Origin of the sequence: Natronorubrum daqingense (genome assembly GCF_001971705.1) — an archaeon.
GTDB lineage: Archaea > Halobacteriota > Halobacteria > Halobacteriales > Natrialbaceae > Natronorubrum > Natronorubrum daqingense.
The window spans coordinates 461676-479982 of sequence record NZ_CP019327.1 but is presented as its reverse complement, the minus strand read 5'-3'; the positions used below and the strand labels follow the sequence as shown (position 1 = coordinate 479982).

Annotated in this window: 19 protein-coding genes and 1 pseudogene; 12 read left to right on the top strand and 8 right to left on the bottom strand. The window is 63.3% G+C overall.

What is annotated here, in order from left to right; genetic code table 11:
• The first annotated feature begins 41 nt into the window (after positions 1 to 41).
• From BB347_RS02345 to BB347_RS02315, 7 genes and pseudogenes are all read left to right on the top strand, one after another.
• Entirely contained in the window at positions 42 to 1400 is a 1359-nt protein-coding gene (locus BB347_RS02345; RefSeq protein ID WP_139326955.1) for a carboxylate--amine ligase, read from the top strand.
• 241 nt (positions 1401 to 1641) lie between these two features.
• On the top strand, positions 1642 to 2637 hold the full coding sequence (gene sppA / locus BB347_RS02340; protein WP_076578784.1) for a signal peptide peptidase SppA: 996 nt from the start codon (positions 1642 to 1644) through the stop codon (positions 2635 to 2637).
• Positions 2638 to 2706: 69 nt separating this feature from the next.
• The gene (locus BB347_RS02335; RefSeq protein ID WP_083687686.1) at positions 2707 to 4047 is read left to right on the top strand and encodes a DUF373 family protein; all 1341 of its coding nucleotides are present in this window, start codon (positions 2707 to 2709) and stop codon (positions 4045 to 4047) included.
• Positions 4048 to 4098: 51 nt separating this feature from the next.
• Complete coding sequence (locus BB347_RS02330; protein ID WP_076578786.1) at positions 4099 to 4824, top strand: diphthine--ammonia ligase; 726 nt, start codon at positions 4099 to 4101, stop codon at positions 4822 to 4824.
• Between the two features lie 116 nt (positions 4825 to 4940).
• Positions 4941 to 5060 (top strand): annotated as a pseudogene (locus BB347_RS02325) (diphthine--ammonia ligase); the annotation flags it as partial.
• Between the two features lie 264 nt (positions 5061 to 5324).
• Complete coding sequence (locus tag BB347_RS02320) at positions 5325 to 5789, top strand: DUF892 family protein (protein ID WP_076578788.1); 465 nt, start codon at positions 5325 to 5327, stop codon at positions 5787 to 5789.
• Positions 5790 to 5903: 114 nt separating this feature from the next.
• Complete coding sequence (locus tag BB347_RS02315; RefSeq protein ID WP_139326956.1) at positions 5904 to 6776, top strand: hypothetical protein; 873 nt, start codon at positions 5904 to 5906, stop codon at positions 6774 to 6776.
• 48 nt (positions 6777 to 6824) lie between these two features.
• Here BB347_RS02315 and BB347_RS02310 read toward each other — a convergent pair whose 3' ends face one another.
• Positions 6825 to 7538, bottom strand: coding sequence for a hypothetical protein (locus tag BB347_RS02310; protein ID WP_076578792.1), 714 nt, complete (start codon positions 7536 to 7538; stop codon positions 6825 to 6827).
• Between the two features lie 140 nt (positions 7539 to 7678).
• Positions 7679 to 8650, bottom strand: a complete 972-nt coding sequence (locus BB347_RS02305) for a sugar phosphate nucleotidyltransferase (RefSeq protein ID WP_076578794.1) — start codon at positions 8648 to 8650, stop codon at positions 7679 to 7681.
• 112 nt (positions 8651 to 8762) lie between these two features.
• Here BB347_RS02305 and BB347_RS02300 point away from each other — a divergent pair, with 112 nt between their 5' ends.
• Together BB347_RS02300 and BB347_RS02295 are read left to right on the top strand one after the other, a co-directional pair.
• Positions 8763 to 9059: a transcriptional regulator gene (locus BB347_RS02300; protein WP_076578796.1), complete on the top strand. Its 297-nt coding sequence runs from the start codon at positions 8763 to 8765 to the stop codon at positions 9057 to 9059.
• A 200-nt stretch (positions 9060 to 9259) separates the two neighbouring features.
• Positions 9260 to 9634, top strand: a complete 375-nt coding sequence (locus tag BB347_RS02295) for a DUF7344 domain-containing protein (protein WP_076578798.1) — start codon at positions 9260 to 9262, stop codon at positions 9632 to 9634.
• Here the strand turns inward: BB347_RS02295 and BB347_RS02290 are convergent.
• Positions 9624 to 10124, bottom strand: a complete 501-nt coding sequence (locus BB347_RS02290; RefSeq protein ID WP_076578800.1) for a Rieske (2Fe-2S) protein — start codon at positions 10122 to 10124, stop codon at positions 9624 to 9626. The genes BB347_RS02295 and BB347_RS02290 overlap by 11 nt on opposite strands.
• 141 nt (positions 10125 to 10265) lie before the next feature.
• Between BB347_RS02290 and BB347_RS02285 the strand changes: the two genes are divergently transcribed.
• On the top strand, positions 10266 to 11384 hold the full coding sequence (locus BB347_RS02285; RefSeq protein WP_076578802.1) for a saccharopine dehydrogenase family protein: 1119 nt from the start codon (positions 10266 to 10268) through the stop codon (positions 11382 to 11384).
• Between the two features lie 43 nt (positions 11385 to 11427).
• Here BB347_RS02285 and BB347_RS02280 read toward each other — a convergent pair whose 3' ends face one another.
• From BB347_RS02280 to BB347_RS02260, 5 genes are all read right to left on the bottom strand, one after another.
• Positions 11428 to 12399 (bottom strand): aminotransferase class IV, encoded by a 972-nt coding sequence (locus tag BB347_RS02280; RefSeq protein ID WP_076578804.1) that lies wholly within the window; start codon positions 12397 to 12399, stop codon positions 11428 to 11430.
• Positions 12392 to 13042, bottom strand: coding sequence for an anthranilate synthase component II (locus BB347_RS02275; RefSeq protein WP_394329255.1), 651 nt, complete (start codon positions 13040 to 13042; stop codon positions 12392 to 12394). Before BB347_RS02275 ends, BB347_RS02280 begins: the two co-directional genes overlap by 8 nt.
• Positions 13026 to 14666 (bottom strand): aminodeoxychorismate synthase, component I, encoded by a 1641-nt coding sequence (gene pabB, locus BB347_RS02270; RefSeq protein ID WP_076578806.1) that lies wholly within the window; start codon positions 14664 to 14666, stop codon positions 13026 to 13028. Before pabB ends, BB347_RS02275 begins: the two co-directional genes overlap by 17 nt.
• Positions 14667 to 14821: 155 nt before the next feature.
• On the bottom strand, positions 14822 to 15613 hold the full coding sequence (locus BB347_RS02265) for a helix-hairpin-helix domain-containing protein (RefSeq protein WP_076578808.1): 792 nt from the start codon (positions 15611 to 15613) through the stop codon (positions 14822 to 14824).
• 145 nt (positions 15614 to 15758) lie between these two features.
• Positions 15759 to 16562, bottom strand: a complete 804-nt coding sequence (locus BB347_RS02260; RefSeq protein WP_076578810.1) for a shikimate dehydrogenase — start codon at positions 16560 to 16562, stop codon at positions 15759 to 15761.
• 181 nt (positions 16563 to 16743) lie between these two features.
• Here BB347_RS02260 and BB347_RS02255 point away from each other — a divergent pair, with 181 nt between their 5' ends.
• Both BB347_RS02255 and BB347_RS02250 read left to right on the top strand, forming a co-directional pair.
• Entirely contained in the window at positions 16744 to 17160 is a 417-nt protein-coding gene (locus BB347_RS02255; RefSeq protein ID WP_076578812.1) for a universal stress protein, read from the top strand.
• A gap of 136 nt (positions 17161 to 17296) precedes the next feature.
• On the top strand, positions 17297 to 18241 hold the full coding sequence (locus tag BB347_RS02250; RefSeq protein ID WP_076578814.1) for a calcium/sodium antiporter: 945 nt from the start codon (positions 17297 to 17299) through the stop codon (positions 18239 to 18241).
• Positions 18242 to 18307 lie beyond the last annotated feature (66 nt).

The following is an 18307-nucleotide window of genomic DNA, read 5'->3' as shown; positions in this document are numbered from 1 at the left end:
TCCACCGCATACCCATGACAGTCGACACGAACTCACTAGACATGCACCGACACGAAACTGACGCGGGTGTCCTCGTTCCCGGCATCGGCGCTCCGAGTACCGTCGCCTGTTTACGATCGCTTCGCCCCCGAGGGATTCCGACAGTCGTCGCCTCGGAGACGGCGGAGACGCCAGCAGCGTCCTCAACGTACTGTGACGACGTCGTGCGCGTGCCCGATCCGAGAGCGGACTTGCAGGCGTACGGCGACGCACTGCTCGAGGTCGCGAACAGACCGGACGTTCGAACGATCATCCCGGTTCGCGAGGAAGACGTGTACGTCCTCGCCAACCGCAAGGACGCATTCGCCGAGGTCGTCGAGACGAACTGGCCCGATTTCGAGACGCTCCGGCGAGTCCAAGATCGCGTCGAACTGTTCGCCGCAGCCGATGCGGCGGGCGTCGCGGTGCCCGAAACCGCAGTGTTCGATCAGTGGGACGACTGGGAGCGAGAAACGATCGTCAAGCCGCGATACACGGTCGCCGCACCGGCGTACCTCGGTTCCAACACCGACGTGGAATCGATCGGTTCCACGGAGTACCAGATTCCGGGCGCGCCGCCGGACCCGCAGGCGCTCGTCGAGGAACGCGGCCACATGCCGCTCGTGCAGGAGCGAATCGACGACTCGCGGGAGTTTGCCTTCTTCGCACTCTACGACGAGGGTGAGCCGGTCGCGACGTTCCAGCACTGTCAACGCCGCGGGTGGAAGTACTGTGGCGGGCCGAGTGCCTACCGCGAAACCGTCTACGATCAGGACTTAGAGGACGCGGGTCGGGCCATCCTCGACGAACTCGAGTGGCACGGTCTCGCGATGGTCGAGTTCCTCCGCGACGAGGCCGACGAGAAGTACAAACTGATGGAGATCAATCCGCGCTTCTGGTCGTCGTTACCGTTTTCAGTCCGCGCAGGTGCTGACTTTCCGTACTACTACTGGCAGCAAGCACTCGGCGAACCGGTCGAGGACGACGCGAGCTACGAGGTCGGGATTGGTGGACACCTACTCCGCGGCGAACTCAGCCACGTCCACAGCGTGTTGACGGAGGAGTATCCGATGGTCGAACGGCCGTCGCTCACGTCGACGCTCGCCAACGTCGCCACCTCGCTCGTCCGCGAGCCGAGGTTCGATTACGCCGTCGCCGACGACCCAGCTCCGTTCTTCCAGGATGGACTGAACTTGCTCCGCGCGTTCCGAGACAGTCGATCCGACCCAGAACCGGGCGTCGAGGGTGAGACCGACCACGAACGCTCGCGGTCGAACGAACTTCCCCAACTGGAACCGCTCGCTCGAGACGAAGACGAGGCGGAACCGCCGTCCCCGACATCGCAGGGAATTACACAGACATCTCCCCAACTCGACGACTGATACGGACTGCTGGAACTGTGTACCGGTGTGACTGCAGACGGGTCGCGGTTGTCCCGGCAACGACGTCCAGCGGACCGTACGACCAACCAACGCAGAGACACTGCGACAGGAGACTCGAGGGCCGTCGGCCTCGAGCGCTGGGAGACGGTTTCGAGTCGACGACGGAAAAGAGAGGATTCCGGAACCACCAGTGCTTAACGGGTGCCAGACGGACGATAGTGTATGACTCGAGGTGTGAGCAATGGTTAGTACTGAAGGGCTCGGTCGACTGGCAATCGTCGGTATTGGCACAGCAGTGTTCGCTGCGGTTGGAATCGCGCTCTTCGTCGTCTATCCGGCGACGCTCTCGGAACTCCTCGGCGTGCTCCTCGTGCTCGTAACCCTCGTCTTCGGGCTGCGAATTGCGAGCAACATCGCCCGAACGCTGTTTCCGGGATACGATGTCGCCGAAGTCGCCGTCGACGGTCCGATCACTCGAGACGGCGGGGGTGGACGCATGCCGACGGGTCCACAGTCGACGCCGGCGGACGATATCGTCGAGCAGATCGACCGGGCCGACGAGGACGAGAACGTAGACGCGTTGCTCGTGAAGTTGAACACGCCCGGCGGCGAAGTCGTTCCGAGCGACGATATTCGCCTCGCGGCCGAGCGATTCGACGGGCCGACGGTCGCCTACACGACCGACGTCTGTGCCAGTGGCGGCTACTGGATCGCGAGCGGTTGCGACGAACTTTGGGCGCGCGACGGCTCTATCGTCGGCTCGATCGGCGTCATCGGCTCTCGAGTCAACGCGAGCGACCTCGCCGAAAAGGTGGGCCTCTCCTACGAGCGATTCGCAGCCGGTGAGTACAAAGACGCCGGCACGCCGCTCAAAGAACTCGAGGAAGACGAACGCGAGTACCTGCAGACGCTGATCGACGACTACTACGAGACGTTCGTCGATCGAGTGAGCGACGGCCGCGACTTAGACGAGGAGTTCGTCCGCGACACGGAGGCTCGCATCTACCTCGGCGAGGAGGCCCACGAGATGGGGCTCGTCGACACGATCGGCACGCGTCGTGACCTCGAGGACGAACTGGCGGAGCGACTCGACAGACCCGAAGTTTCGATCGAGGAGTTCGAGCCCGATCGGCCTTTGATGACCCGTCTTGGCACCGGTGCACAGCAGGTAGCCTACGCCTTCGGTGCCGGTATCGCTGGCCTCACCGACGATCAGACGTTTCGACTTCGGCTCTAGTCGCCGTTTACTCCTCAAGCAACCGAACGAGTAAGTGGTTTTATCGTCGCACAGAATGCATCGACTACCGTGACTACGCTGGTCGTCTGTCTCGATCGAACCGACGACGTTGGCCGCAGGACCGGGCTGCGGTCGCCGATCGTCGGTTGGGAAGCGATCCGCGCGCTCGTAACCGACGTCGGGCTCGCGGACCCGGAGGACTCCGGGGTCAACTCCTTGCTCGAGACGTTGCGCGTCGCCCAGGACTTGCGCGACGAGAACGAATCGGTCGTCGCCGCCGTCGTTTCGGGAGACCGGGAGTCGATGGTCTCTGCAGACCGCTCCGTCGCCTCCCAGATCGACGAACTGGTTGCCACGCACGACCCCGACTCCGCCGTTGTCATCATCGACAGTGCGGAGGACGAGCGATTGGTTCCGATCGTCGAGAGTCGCGTACAGGTCGACTCGGTCGACCGCGTCGTCGTTCGACAGGCCCGCGACATCGAATCGACGTACTACCTGCTCAAGCAGTTCCTCGCCGACGAAGAGCTCCGACAGACCGTGCTCGTCCCGATCGGACTCACGTTGTTGGTGTTTCCGATACTCGCGACCGTGTTCGGTCCGGCGGAGGGAGCAGCGGCGATCACGACCGTTATCGGCGTCTTTCTCCTGTACAAGGGATTCAACGTCGACGATCTGATCACGCGTGGAACCCATCAGGCTCGAGAGGCGCTGTACTCGGGACAGGTCTCGGTCGTCACCTACGTCGTCGCCGCCGGATTGACGCTCGTGGGGGTCTTCGCGGGGATGCTGGGTGTCTCGAGCCTCGACGATCCGGGAGGTATCTTGACGCCGACCGCCCAGTTCGCGTTCGACAGCGTGCTGTGGCTCGCGATGGCCGCGCTGACGGCGAGCGTCGGTCGATTGCTCGACGAGGCCATCAGCGACGAACCGATTCGCACGTCGTTTCTCAACTTGCCGTTTATCGTCGTCTCCGTCGGACTCGTCGTCCGCGGGTTTTCAGCGTACTTTCTCGAGCAACAGGGCGTCATCGGTCCACTCGAGGTGCCAGCGTACGAACTCGGCGCGGTCTCGAGCGAGAGTTTCGTCGTGACGGCCAGCGAACGGTTGGTGGTGTTCGTCGTCCTCGCGGTCGCAGTCAGTCTCCTCGGGGCGAAAGCGGCTTCGTCCATCAGTACGACCCGAGACGAGAGCGAATCCGAACGGTCAGCGAGCACAAGATCGACACCACCCAACACCGAGGTGGCTGGGGACGCCGACGCTCCCTCCGGACTCACCGACGGCGGCCCCTCGAGCGATCCTGATTCTTCCCGGACAGAGGATTCGGACGACGCCGATGTCTCCCACCGCTACGGATCTGGACCGGGCCAGCCTTCCGAGACGGACGACGACACCGACGCCTCGGAGTGAGAAGCAGGCCGACTCGTTATCCCTTTACTCGTGTGTACCCAGCGAGTGTATATGAGCGACGCAGACGGGACGTGGATTAGCCTCTTTTCCGGCGGAAAGGACTCCTCGTGGGCGCTCTATCGGGCACTCGAGGAGGGACTCGACGTCTCACACCTGGTCACCGTTCATCCGACGGGCGACTCCTACATGTATCACGTACCGGCGACGGACCTCGCCGCGTTGGCGGCCGACAGTACTGGAATTCCCCTGATCGACGTCGAGCCCGCCGATTTCGAGGCCGAGGAGACGGTCGATTCGGGCGCGCAGGGTGATGCGGAACTCGAGCCACTCGAGGCCGCACTCGTCGACCTCGATCGAGAACTCGAGGAAGGAATCGCCGGAGTCACGGCCGGTGCCGTCGAGAGCGAGTACCAGACGAGTCGTATCGAAGCGATGTGCGACCGGCTCGGCTGCGAGTTGTTCGCTCCGCTCTGGCAGGAAGATCCGCGCGACCTCGTCGACGCGATGCTCGAGGCCGGGTTCGAAATCGCGATCATCCAGGTCGCAGCCCACGGACTCGACGAGTCGTGGCTCGGCAGAACGCTCGATCACGACGCGATCAGGGAACTCGAGGCCCTGAACGAGGAGTACGGCGTTCACATCCTGGGGGAGGGTGGCGAATTCGAGACACTGGTTTTGGATGGCCCGCATATGGAGCGCCGAATCGACCTCGAGTACGAAACTGAGTGGGACGGAACACGCGGACGGTTGGAGATTACTGACGCGCGACTCGAGTGACATCCACACTGAACGTTGTTGTCCCGCGAGTGAGCAACGCGAACGAGCGGCTTTTTTGGTCCAGATTTTTGCGTGAGCGGTGGTGAACGGCGTGAACCACCCGAACGGAAAAAGGTGGTTCAGAGACACTGGTTTTGGATGGGCCACACATGGAGCGCCGAATCGACCTCGAGTACGAGACCGAGTGGGATGGAACGCGCGGACGGTTACAGATTACCGACGCGCGACTCGAGTGAGGGCGACAGTGCTCGAGTAACATCCGACTAAGCGGTATCGACCCGCGAGTGAGCGAAGCGAACGAGCGGCTTTTTGGTCTCTTCGCAAACGGAGTGAGCGAAGGTCAGCGAGAGCGATGCTCTCGCCAGACAGATTTTTGCGTGAGCGGTGGTGAACGCCGTGAACCACCCGAACGGGACACGGTGGGACGAACGCGTCGACCGGGGAGACGTTTCGTGCGACGGCCGAATTGCTATGCCGTGTGACGATGAGACACCGCCTGCATGATTGAATCAGAACGAGACCTCTTCGTTCGAGAGTTGCGCGAACTCTACCACATCGAACGCGAACTCGAGGAGCTACAGGCACAACTCGCCGAGTCAGCCACCGACGAGGATCTCGAGGAGTACTACGTGGCTCACAGCGAGACGACGAGCGATCAGATCGCCAGACTCGAGCCGATTTTCGAGGGGCTACAGGTAGAGCCCGGACCGATCGAGAGTTCGTCGCTCGACGGCTTGCGAAGCGAACGCGAGGCGATCGTCGACGACCTGATGGACCCCATTCTGGGCGATCTCGCAGATGCGGAACTCGGACGGGCGATCGAACGCCTCGAGATCACGAAACTCGAGACGCTGTTGACGCTCGCGGATCGAATGGATCTGCCCGGTGAGATCGTCGATCCGCTGGAACAGACGAAACGAGACGCGGAACAGGGCCTCGAGCAGCTACAGGGAATGCCGATGTAATCGAAGACGGGCGCCAGTGTGCCAAGTCGGCTGGGAGACCTTTCGCACTTTAACGATACGTTCAATACATTCAATCAAAATGAATATATACGAATAGTAACTATTTCCGAGTGAATGAACTCGAGACGCGACGTGTTGGGGATGGGAACGGGAGTACTTGGGAGTGCAACGATGGCGGCACTCGCGGGCTGTAGCGAGCTCCCCGTCGTCGACACTCACACCGACGAATCGCTCGATTACAGGGAGTGGACGTTCGATCCGGAAACACTCGACGAACCGAACATTACGGTACTAGCAATCGACATCGAGACACTCCTGGCCGGGGACGACCCGCACGACGAGGATGTATTTCGGGAGCTACTCGAGGGGACGTTTCACGACGAACTGGAGGCCGACGACGTCGAATCGTTCGTTTCCATCGCCCCGATCGAAATCTTGGCTGGATCGTTCGACGCCGATGACGTCTTCGAGGCGCTTGACGCATCGTCGGAAGACGGCCACGAGGAGTTCGATATCGCGTTCGACGAAGACGGCGAGACGATGTTCGCGTCCGACGGAACGTTCCTCGTTGCCATGCCCGGAATCGCTGCGCCAGACGACGCGAGTCGCGAGTTACTCGAACTCGCGATCGATACGTACAACGGCGACGAAGCGCGCTTCGTCGACACGAGCGACGATTTCGCGCGGATAACCGACGAAATTGAGGCGGGGACGCACACGACGATCACCGGATACGCCGAGTCGTCCCTCGAGGACGAACCCGACAGTTCCCCAGTCGCGGACGCCTCGGTCGCATCGGTTGACGGCGAGGAGGCGCACGTCGATCTCGCCGTTTTGTACGCAGACGAGGAGTACGCCGACAACGAGCGACTCGAATCCGAAATCCACGCAGAACAGAGCGGAGACGAGTTCGAAGTCGAAGACAGTGACGTGGATGGCCGACTCGTTAGGCTCGAGTATGCGATGGCGGCCGAGGACTACCTCTGATCAACCGCTCTGTCTCGACACGAGCGGACGACGCCACCGCGGCGCGACTCACGTCGATTCGTCTGTGCCCTCGTGGACGGCTGCGATGGCTCGTTGAGTCTCCTCGTCCGCAAAGGCACACCACGCCAGTCGATCGATCTCGAGGGGCGAATACGACGAGACGAACGACAGCCACTCGCCCGAAGCGATCGTTCGAATGTTCGTCGACGTATCGAGCGGCGCAGCCTCGAGTTCCGCGGCTACCGATTCGATCAACGTGGCGACCGTCGAGGTTGGCCTGATCGTCTCGACGCCGGCGAGTTGGCGGAGGTACTGAAAGCTCGAGGGGCCGACGCCGGAAATCGAGCCGATCGGGTCCGAATCGTAGCGGTAGTGGTCCGCGGACCTGGCCCAGCCGACCAGCGACTCGAGGTCGTCGTTCTCGGGTCGCTCGGCGAGTACGCGTGCGGTCTTGAGTAACACGGTTCGATTCCGACGGACGCTGAACGCCTCGAGGAGGTCCTCGTCGTCGACCTCGAGTGCAGCGAGTGTGGCAAACGAATCGACGCGATCCGTTTCCACGAACGCTTCTCGAAACGAGTCGACAGCCGGCTTGACCCCGCTGAGAAACCGCTGGCCGGTCGTCGAGGCGGCGACCTCGGCTACGAGGAGTCGCGGTTCGTCGCCCGTCCACCGCTGGTACTCGCGAAACGCCCTCGCGAGTTGCTCGCCTGAACTGGCAGTTGCGTACTGATCGAGGACGTTCTGAACCGCCTCGTTCATGTCTCTCGTCCGAACACGTCACACGGGAGACGTATAGCTGTATCGCCACATCGAGTCTCGTCGCTTCTCTCGAGTGGGACTCCCGGTTCTCCAGCAAATGCGTAGGACGAGAGGCCATCGAGGTGTCTGCGTTCCGACTACTACGGCGAGCCGTTCGTGATGGTCGTGTGGGCACCGATGAGCGCGCCCGCGAGGTCTAAGTCCTCGAGGTGGGTTCCCTCGTCGATGATCGACCGTCGGATGTTGCCGTTGTGGACCGTCGCCGACGGGAAAATCACGGCGTGCTCGAGCGTCGTGTTCTCGAGTGAGACGTCGCCCATCACGTGGACGTTATCGCCGATCGAGACGTTCTCGAGGGCCGCCGAATCGGCGATCAACGAGTCACCGTCTAAGTGCCAGGCGACGGCGTCGAGATAGCTTTCGGGGGTACCGATGTCGAACCACGCGCCTTCGAACGTGTAGGCGTACGTCGGTTCGCGATTTTGGAGCCACTGGACGAACCAGCCGGGTTCGTCCGGATTGTTCCCTTCTTCGAGGTACGTCGATAGCAACGAGAGCGAGTCGCGGGGAAACGCGTAGCAGGCGATCGAGACCAGCGTGCTCTTTGGCGTCTCGGGTTTCTCCTGAAAGTCGACGACGCGGTCGTCCTCGAGTTCGACGAGGCCGTAGGATTTCGCTTTTTCGCGCGATCCGACGTCGTAGGCGGCCAGCGTCGGCGAGTCGACGCCCTCGAAGTAATCCAGAAAGTCGGAGACGTCGAAACTGATCAGGTTGTCCCCGGCGATGACGAGCAGGTCGTCGTCGACCTCCTCTCGCTCGATAAGCTGGGCGAGTGCGCCGACGACGCCGAACTTGTCGTCTTCTTCGTCCGTCTGTTCGATCGAGAGCGTCGGTTTTTCGAACTCGCTCGAGGCTAGGTGCGCCTCGAAGTCGGCGGCGAAACGCTCGTTGGTGCTGACGTACACTTCGTCGATTCGCTCGTCCGCCTCGAGTTCGGCGAAGATACGGTCGATGACGGTCGATTCGCCGATGGGGAGGAACATCTTCGGCCGGTGTTTCGTAATCGGCCACATCCGCGTCGCGTACCCGCCGGCGAGGACGACGGCTTTCATAGCACGAGTATTCCGCTGGGTACGGTAAGTGGTTTGTCCTTTCAACGGTGAGCACGCCCGCGAACCAACCAAAGCAGGAGACGTAAGTGCCCGCCGGCCGTTTGCTCGAGGTATGCGCGAGGCCGACGAAACGACGCGACAGCGACTGGCCGGTGCGCTCAGAGCGGAACCCGCGACGCCGAGTGAACTGGCCGTGGAGCTAGACTTGACACCCGAGTCGGTCCTCCGTCACGTCGAGCACGTTTCCCGTTCGATCGACGGCGACGAAACCGACGAACGGTTCCTCGTCGCCCCGCCGACGTGTCGTGACTGTGGATTCGACTCGTTCGACGACCTGTTGAACGTTCCATCGCGTTGCCCCAGTTGCAAGAGCGAATCCGTTTCCGAGCCGGCGTTCACGATCGAGTAACACGTCACGACTGTGGATAGATCAACGGCCGGTGACAACCTGAAACGGATTCGGTACTAATATTTAGTGCGACGCCGAGAAATCGGTACGAACCCTCGACCGCAAGACGGGTGCGGATTTCCCTAACCGTCCCGCTAACCCCCACTATCGGCCCTTCACTGGGTATCCGTCTGCCTCGAGCGGTCCAACGGAGAACATGCATGACTGCTACGTCCCATTCCGAGAGTGACTGTGTCGAGTTTGCGCTGACGATTCTCGACACCCTCGATACATGCGAGACGACGGCGACGACTGTCGACGAGGTGTTTCGCCTCCTTGCCGAGCAACGCCGACGGCTTCTCGTCGACGTCATGCGCACGTTCGGTGAACCGATTACGCTACCGGACGCCGCCGAGGAGGTCGCCGTTCGTGAAACGGGCAAACCCGTCTCGAGCATTTCGGCCGAACGCGTCCACGAGGTCTACATCTCGCTGTATCACGATCACCTCCCGAGACTCGTCGATTCCGGCTTGCTCGAGTACGATCAGGAACGGGACATGGTCTTTCCCGCCGCGCTCCGGGATCTCACATTTTGACGTTCGACGTCGACGTGAGGTCGTCATCGTCGTCGATCGGCCCGTCGCCGACGAACGCGTACTCGTCGTCGGTCAGATAGACCGTTCCGTCGGAAACGCTCACCTCGAGTTCGGTGAGGTACGCCCCCTCGCAGGGGCCGTACGTACACTCGCCAGAGGTCGTATCGAAGTACGCGCCGTGGTTCGCACAGACCAATTCCCCGTCTCGCATCGGTGCACCCGATCCTTTGTCGATTTTGATGTGGGTCAGGTGTTGACAGTAGTTTAACCAGCAGGTGACGTGTGGTTCTGCTCGACTATCGTCCGCGCTGTTCCCGTCGTTCTCGCCGTCTCTGCCGTCCTCGCTGTGTCCGTCGATTTCGCCGTCTCCGTCGCCCGCATCACCGTTCGTCACGAGGATCGCTTCTCGTTCGTCCTCGCCGTCCGTCACGCGAAAGAGAACCGTCGAATCCGTCGGAATATCCTCGAGTGCGACGATTGCGCCGTCCATTGGCGCGTCGTTTTGGGTCACCGCCCCTGAACGTTGCGATGTCCGCCGTCGCGTGGCGCGTCGGCGCGTGGACGGTCGGCTATCGATCACCCGTCGAGTGTCTGACGCAATTTTAACACCTCGAGTCACCAATCATCGTCTATGGACTCCCTCCTCGTCTACGGCTCGTACGGCTATACCGGCCGACTGATCGCGCGTGAAGCCGTCTCTCGAGGAGGGACGCCGGTTCTCGCCGGGCGCGACGAACGAGCGCTGACTCGACAGGCGACCGACCTCGGCGTCGAGAAACGCGTTTTCGACCTCGAGGGCGATGTCGCTGCCAACATCGAGGCGTTCGACGCCGTGTTGAACTGTGCGGGTCCGTTCGTGAAAACGGCCGAACCGCTCGTCGACGCCTGTCTCGAGACGGGAACGGACTACCTCGACATCACGGGCGAGTTTCAGGTCTTCGAACGACTGCGCCATCGGGACGAGGCGGCGAAAAATGCGGGCGTCACGCTGCTGCCCGGCGTCGGCTTCGAGGTCGTTCCCTCGGACTGTCTGGCGGCGTTTCTCCACGAACGGGTGCCCTCGGCGAGCACGCTCACACTCGGCGTGAAGGGGAACGGGCCGCTCTCTCGCGGGACGGCCCGGACGTTCGTCGACCAACTCGGCACGAGCGGCGTCGTCCGCCGAAACGACCGCCTGCTCGAGGTGCCACTCGCGTTCGACACGCGCGAGGTCGATTTCGGTGACGGACCGGAACACACTGTAACGGTTCCCTGGCCAGACGTCGTCACCGCGGCACACAGCACGGGAATTCCCTCGATCGAAGTGTACGCGGCCGTACCCAGCGTTGCCCCCCACGGAATGGCGGCCGTCGACTCGCTGGGATGGCTCCTCGAGCGACGACCGGTCAAGGACGCGCTCGAGCGAGTCGTCGACGCAACTGTCGACGGCCCGAGCGAACGGGAGCTTGCGACCGACACGGCGACCGTCTGGGGCCAGGTGATCGACGAGGCCACGGGCGAGCGAGCGAGTGCACGAGTTCGGACGCCGAATCCCTACGCGCTCACGACGACGGCGGCCGTCAGCGCTGCCACGCGCTTGCTCGGCGAGAGTGGTGAGACTCGAGACCGCGTTCCGAGGGGCTTTCAGACGCCGGCGTCGGCGCTCGGCTCCGAATTCCTTCTCGCGCTCCCGGGCACCGAGCGCGAACTCCTCACCGCCCCGAATACGTCGAACGAACCGGAGGCGACTGCACTCGAGTCCGACGACTGAGCGAGGATCGAGTTTCCGACAGAAGCAGTTCGCCAGTCCGCGGTCAGTTTTCGGACGAATCGCCGTAACACGCCCGCTCGACGCGCTCGTCGTATCGCCTCGAGAGCAGGTCGGTAATCGGGCCACCGCCGATATCGCGCCCGTCGAGCGTCGCGATCGGTCTGAGTTCCCACGTCCGGTTCGTCAAAAACGCTTCGTCGGCGTCGCGGACGGTGTCGACTTCGTAGGCTCCTTCTCGAACCGCGAGTCCCTCCTCGGCCGCTCGCTCGAGGACGATACGTCGAGTGATGCCGGGCAGGACGTCTCGCTCCGTACTCGGGGTGTGAAGCACGCCGTCACAAACGAAAAAGAGGGTGCTCGTCGTCCCCTCCGCGACGTACCCCTCGAGGTCGCGGACGAGCGCTTCGTCGGCGACGCCGGCGTCGCCGTCGCGTTCGGACCGGAGTTCCGCGCGAGCGAGGATGCCGTTGAGGTAGTTGTGCGTCTTCGCCGCGGCCGGAATCGACGCGTCGGGTATCACGCGAGTTTCGACAGTCCGTACCGTCGCCGGTTCGTCCCAGACCGACTCGCTCTCGAGTCCGCCCCGCGGCTGCGGACTGGCGTAGACGACGACCGTCGGGTCGACCTCGGGACGGGGAGTGAGTTTGCCCGGTTGGACGCCGCGGGTGATCGACAGTCGAACGGAGGCGTCCGCGAGTCCGTTCGCCTCGAGCGTCTCGTCGATTCGGCCTCGGAGGTCGTCCGCCGCGAGGCCGTGCTCGAGCGCCAGCGCGTCGCAGGTCCGCTCGAGGCGCGCGAGGTGTGCGTCCCACTCGAAAATCGTCCCGCCGTAGGCTCGCATCGTCTCGAACGCGCCGTCGCCGTAGCGAAAGCCGCGGTCGTCGACGCTGACCGTGGCCTCGTCGGCCGGGACGAGGTCGCCGTCGACGTGGTAGACGCGCTCTCGTTCTCGCTCTTGCTCGTGTTCGTGCTCGCGCTCTCCCTCACCGGTCGCCTCGCCGTCTCGATCAGCCATGTCGTTCCTCCGTGGCGAATCGGCAGAAGTTCTCGATCATCCGTGTGCCGACCTCGAGTGAGATATCGTCGTCGTCACCCTCGTCTCGACGGCGCGTGAGGATGCTCTCGGGGTGGAACTGGACGCCGACGTGTGGTTTCTCGCGGTGACGAACAGCCATCACGACGCCCCGTTCGTCCGCCGTTCGCGCCGTTTCGACGAGTTCGTCCGGAAGCTCGTCGCGTTCGACCGCCAGCGAGTGGTAGCGACCGACCTGGACATCGGCGGGCAGTCCCTCGAAAATTCCTTCGCCGTCGTGCTCGATCGTGGATGGCTTGCCGTGGACGACCCGGTCGGCGTGGCCGACGGTTGACCCGGCGGCCGCACACAGCGCTTGATGGCCCAGACAGACGCCGAGGATGGGGTACTCCGTCTCGCCGAACAAGGGAATCGAGATCCCCGCGTCCTGTGGCGTTCCGGGACCCGGCGAGACGACGATGCCGGTCGGATCGATCGACTCCACGTCGGCGAGCGTGAGTTCGTCGTTCCGACGGACCACGATTTCCTCGGCGACGGCACCGACGTACTGGACGAGGTTGTAGACGAACGAATCGTAGTTGTCGATCACGAGCAGGCGAGTAGTGTGGTCACTCACGCGACTCACCACCGTCCGACTCGAGGGCCATCGCGGCCCGGTCGCCGAGTGCGTCGTCGACGGCCGAGAGCAGCGCGCGAGCCTTGGCGAGCGTCTCGTCGTACTCGAGGGACGGATCCGAGTCGTGGACGATGCCGGCTCCAACGCGCAGGTGGTACTCCTCGGCGTGACGAACCAGCGTCCGGATGACGATATTGAGCGTCGCGCGGCCGTCGAAGCCGAAGATGCCGATGCTCCCGGTGTAGGGACCCCGTTGGGTCGACTCCAGTTCGTCGATAATCTCCATCGTCCGCGGCTTCGGCGCGCCGGTGATGGTTCCGCCGGGGAACACCGCGGCCACGGCGTCGGCCAGCGTTTCGCCGTCGCGCAACTCGCCGGTCACGTCCGAGACGAGGTGCATGACCGCCGAGTAGCGATCGATCCGCCGGTACTCCTCGACGTCGACGGTACCGTACGCACACACCTTCCCGAGGTCGTTTCGCTCGAGGTCGACCAACATCGCGTGCTCGGCGCGTTCTTTCTCGTCGCTGCGGAGTTCGGCCTCGAGTTCGGCGTCTTCCTTGGGCGTCTCCCCGCGTGCTCGCGTGCCCGCGATCGGTTCCGTTCGGACGAACGAGCCCTCTCGCTCGAGGAGCAACTCCGGACTGGCACTCACCAGGTCGGTCGAGCGAAGTTCGAGGAGCCCGGAGTACGGTGCCGGGTTCACCGCTCTGAGGGCGTCGTAGGCGGCGACGGGGTGGACGGCCGCGGGTGCGACCAGTCGCTGAGAGATGTTCGCCTGAAACGTGTCGCCGTCGCGAACGTAGGCTTTGACCTGACCGACGCGCTCGGCGAACGCCTCGCGACCGCACTCGCTCTCGAAGGTCGCCGTCGCCGTGCTCGCGGGGGGGTCGCCGACCGAGGCTTCGCCCTCGAGTATTCGTTTCGCGAACGCGAGTGCCCGCGTTCGCCCTCGATCGTAGAGTTCCTCGAGTGTCGCCGCCGGGACCGGTTCGCTGGATTCTCCGTGGACGGCCAACTCCGCAATTTCGAGTCGGGGACAGGCCGTAATACGGAGCGTCGTCTCCGACCCGTCGCCGTCTCGATCCGGTGTGGCCTCCCACGATGCGAGGCAGTCGTAGACGCCGACCTCGAGTCTGGGCAATCCTCGATCGTCGATCGCGGATTCGGGAAGCGACTCGAGTTCTCGAACGATATCGTAGGAGAGCCACCCGATCGCTCCGCAGGGGTAGGGCACGTTACACTCGCCCCGGAGGAGCGTTTCGGGCTCGAGGAGTCCCTCGAGCGCGGCGAGCGTGGCCGACTCGTCCTCGTGTGGCTCGCTCGAGTCGTCGTCAGTCGGCTGCGTCATCGTCTGTGCGTCGGGATGGACCGTGAGTCGATCGACCGGATCGACGCCGAAGTATCCCCAGCCGGGTTGTCCGCCGGTCGTCTCGAGAAACACCCCGTCGCGAGTCCCGTCGCGTGCTCGACGGTACGCGAGAAACGGATCGTCGACGGTCAGGCTAACCTCGATCGGGACTCGAATGTGCGTCGGGACGCTCGTCGCCGCGGTCGGCGCGTCTCGCTCGAGCCACTCGCTGAGGGTCGCTCGCACCGACTCGATGGACGTTTCGACGCGCGGCTCGCGCATGTCACTCGAGAGGGAGTGTACGCCTAATCGTTTTGCGGTTCGAGTGAGCGACACTCGTCGCCGAAGTAACTGTTCGACAGAGACACTCGAATCGCGAGAAAATCCGAATCGCGGTACCGATTCGGAGAGAGGTGGGTCAACAGCCGTCGACGGTGCTATCTGACTTCTGCGCGGTCGATCCAGCCCTGAATTCGGGTTTCGGAGATGTCGGTGTCTTCCGAGAGGGCGGCTGGGTCAGCATCGGCGAGTTCGCCGACGGTTTCGACGCCGGCAGCGGTGAGCCTGTCGGCGTAGGCGGGGCCGATTCCCTTGATCGTATCGACCGGCTCCTGAGTGCCCGAATCGCCGTCAGACTCGGCCGACTCGTCCTCGCTAGCCGTTGATTCGGTATCGGTCGACTCGTCGACCTCGGCAGCGTTCGGTTCCGCATCCTCGACGAGTTCCGTGCGGTCAGTTTCGTCCGCGTCGTCCGTCTCAGGATCTGTGTCGGCTTCGACGTCACCGTCGGTTTGGTCGTCAACGCCGTGGAGACCATCATCGTCGGCCTCGTCAGCACCGTCGGCCTCGTCGCCGTCTTCGACCTCCGTTTCGCTTTCGACTGACTCGAGGACGTCTTCGTCGGTCGATTCTTCGATTCCCTCGTCCGGCGTCTCGTCTGCGGTAGAACCGTCCGGCGTCTTCTCGGCTTCGGGAACCGCGTCTTCCGAGACGGGGCCAGCGGCCTCAGCCGGCTCGGCTGCACCGTCTGTTTCGCCCGTGGGGTCCGTCATCGAATCGGTCGATGCCGCTGCGGTCGACTCCGCTGCGGCCGATTCGTCGACGCTATCCGTGGTGTGTTCGTCCGACCGTTCCCGTTCGACCGTGACGCCTACCTCTCGAGAATGCCCTCGCTCGGGGTCCGAGTCACCGAATCCCAGCAGCGATTTGAGCTTCTGCAGGATTGCCATTATCCCGATATAGTGGGTCCATCACTTAAATTCGTCTGATACGATCGTCGTGTCGCACGTCTAGTGGCGGTTCTCGGTGCCTAAACGGGACCGTCTTATCGAAATCGGGCGGAACGATAGCTGACTTACAAGAACGGTCGCTCCCTTACAATTGTGAGCGAAGCGCCTCGTTCATCGCGTCGACCGGCGCATCTCGCCCCGTCCACAACTCGAGGGCTTCGACGCCCTGGTAGAGTAACATCCACGCACCGTCGACCGTCGTCGCCCCCGCCTCGCGAGCGTCCTGAAGCAGTCGCGTTTCGAGTGGCTGGTAGACCGCGTCGAGGACGGCTAGATCACCGTGGAGGTGGGCTGGCGGAACCGGCGTCGCGTCTTCTTTCATGCCGACGCTGGTCGCGTTGACCAGCACGTCGGCGTCTGCGACGATGCGCTCGAGGGAGTCGAGGCCGTATCCAGTCGCGTTCGGGACCTCGTCCGCGAGGTCGTGTGCCGTCGATTCGGTTCGGTTTGCGACGTCGACCGTCGCGCCTGCGTCTGCGAGTCCGAACGCGATCGCTCGACCGGCACCGCCTGCGCCGACGACGACGGCTCGAGCGTCCGCGAGCGTCACGTCGTGATCTCGAAGCGCGCGCAGAGCGCCCGCCGCATCGGTGTTGTGTCCCGTCGGCGGCCCGGAGCCGGTGAAATCGATCGTGTTGACCGCACCGATTCGGGTGGCCAACTCGTCCGCCTCGACGCACTCGAGGACGTCCCGTTTGAACGGAATCGTGACGTTCAGGCCCGTAATTCCGAGGGCGTCCGCGCCCTCGACCGCCGCATCGATCGCTTCCGGTTCGGGTTCGAACGTCACGTAGCGCGCCTCGAGCCCGAGTTCGTCGTAAGCAGCCTCGTGAAGCGGTGGCGACAGCGAGTGGCCGACCGGGTTCCCGAGTAATCCGAACACGTCCATAGCCATGGAGATGCTCGGGTGTGAGGGCTCATAATCGATGTGACTTCTCTCCGGGTCGGCTGTGGTGATCTCTCATATTGGGGTCGCTGTGGTGATCTCTCGAGCGTGTCGTCCCGGAGGACACCTCCGTTAGCATGGGAATAGCCCGCACGCTTATGCAACGACGCCTCGTAGAGAGCGTATGCACGTCCTCGTTCCACTCGACAATTCCGACCCGGCACAGGAGGCACTCGAGCACGCCGTTCGCGAGTATTCGGATGCGGAGATTACGGTGTTGCACGTGGTCAATCCGAACGTGTCCATGTACGGCGAGGGTGGCGTTTACGCGTACGATTCGGTGATCAAATCCCGCCGAGAAGCCATCCAGAGCCAGTTCGACAAGGCACGAGAAGCGGCCGCGGCACACGACGTGTCGATTTCGACTAAGACGGTCGTCGGCAACCCGTCTCGAGAGATCGTCGCCTACGCGGACGAACACGACATCGACCACATCGTGATCGGCAGCCGTGGCCGCGACGGTGCGAGACGCGTGTTACTCGGAAGCGTCGCCGAACGCGTCGTTCGTCGGGCGCCAGTTCCAGTCACGATCGTTCGATAGACGCCGAACGATCGCTCATATCACGCAGCGTCGGGGACTAGGGGGACAGACGACGTGACGATCTCGAGGAGTCGAGTACGGTTCCGACAGCACGTTTTCGGGCTGTTTTTAGGCTACTTGCGTCTACGTAGGGACGATGCTCACCGGCACCCCGCTGGATATCGCCCTCCTCCTCGCCGGCGTCGTCGCGTTGTACGTCGGTGCCGAATTACTCGTCGCCGGTGCGGGCCGACTCGCGATGGGGATCGGTCTTCGCGCGGCGACCGTCGGCGTGACCGTCATCGCGTTCGCGACGACCGCACCGGAACTGTTCGTCGCGACCATCGGTGCACTCGATGTCTCGAGCGATATCGGTCTCGGCGCGATCATCGGCTCGAACATCGCGAACATCGGGTTAGTTCTCGGCGTCGCCGCCCTCATTACGCCGTTGCAGATCGGTTCGGTCGTCATGCGCCGCCACGTTCCGTGTATGGTATTTGCAGCCGTGTTGGTCGTCGTTCTCGGCGTCGACGGGACCCTCAGTCGCCTCGACGGGGTGATTTTACTTCTCGCGCTCGCCTGCTTCACTGGCTATCTTCTCTCGAATACCGGGTCCGACACCCCGCCCATCACGGACGATCCTGCGGCCGGTTCGGGTGCCTCGGCGCGGGACGTGGCGCTCGTCGTCGGCGGCTTGCTCGCGCTCGTCATCGGCTCGCGGTGGCTCATCTCGGGTGGAATCGGCTTACTCTCGGCGTTTGGCGTCTCCGAGTTCGTCATCGGGCTCACGGTTTTGGCCTTCGGGACCTCGTTACCCGAACTGGCCGCCTCCGTCGTGGGGGCCGTCCGCAACGAAACCGGCTTCGTCATCGGTAACATCGTCGGCTCGAACATCTACAACATTCTCGCCGTTCTCGGCATCGTCGCGCTCATCACGCCGATCGAGATCGCCGCGAGCACGCTCAGATTCGAACTTCCCGTTTTGGTGGGCTTTACCCTCGGCATCGTCGCGATGATGGGCAACGGCCGCGAACTGACGAGAGTCGATGGGGCCGTCCTCGTGGTTGGGTACGGCATCTTTCTCACGCTGCTCGCGCTCTGAGGGGGCGTGTTCGCCGGACGGAAACGGTTGGCCGAGAAAAACAGTGTCGAGCTCCTGGCCTGATCC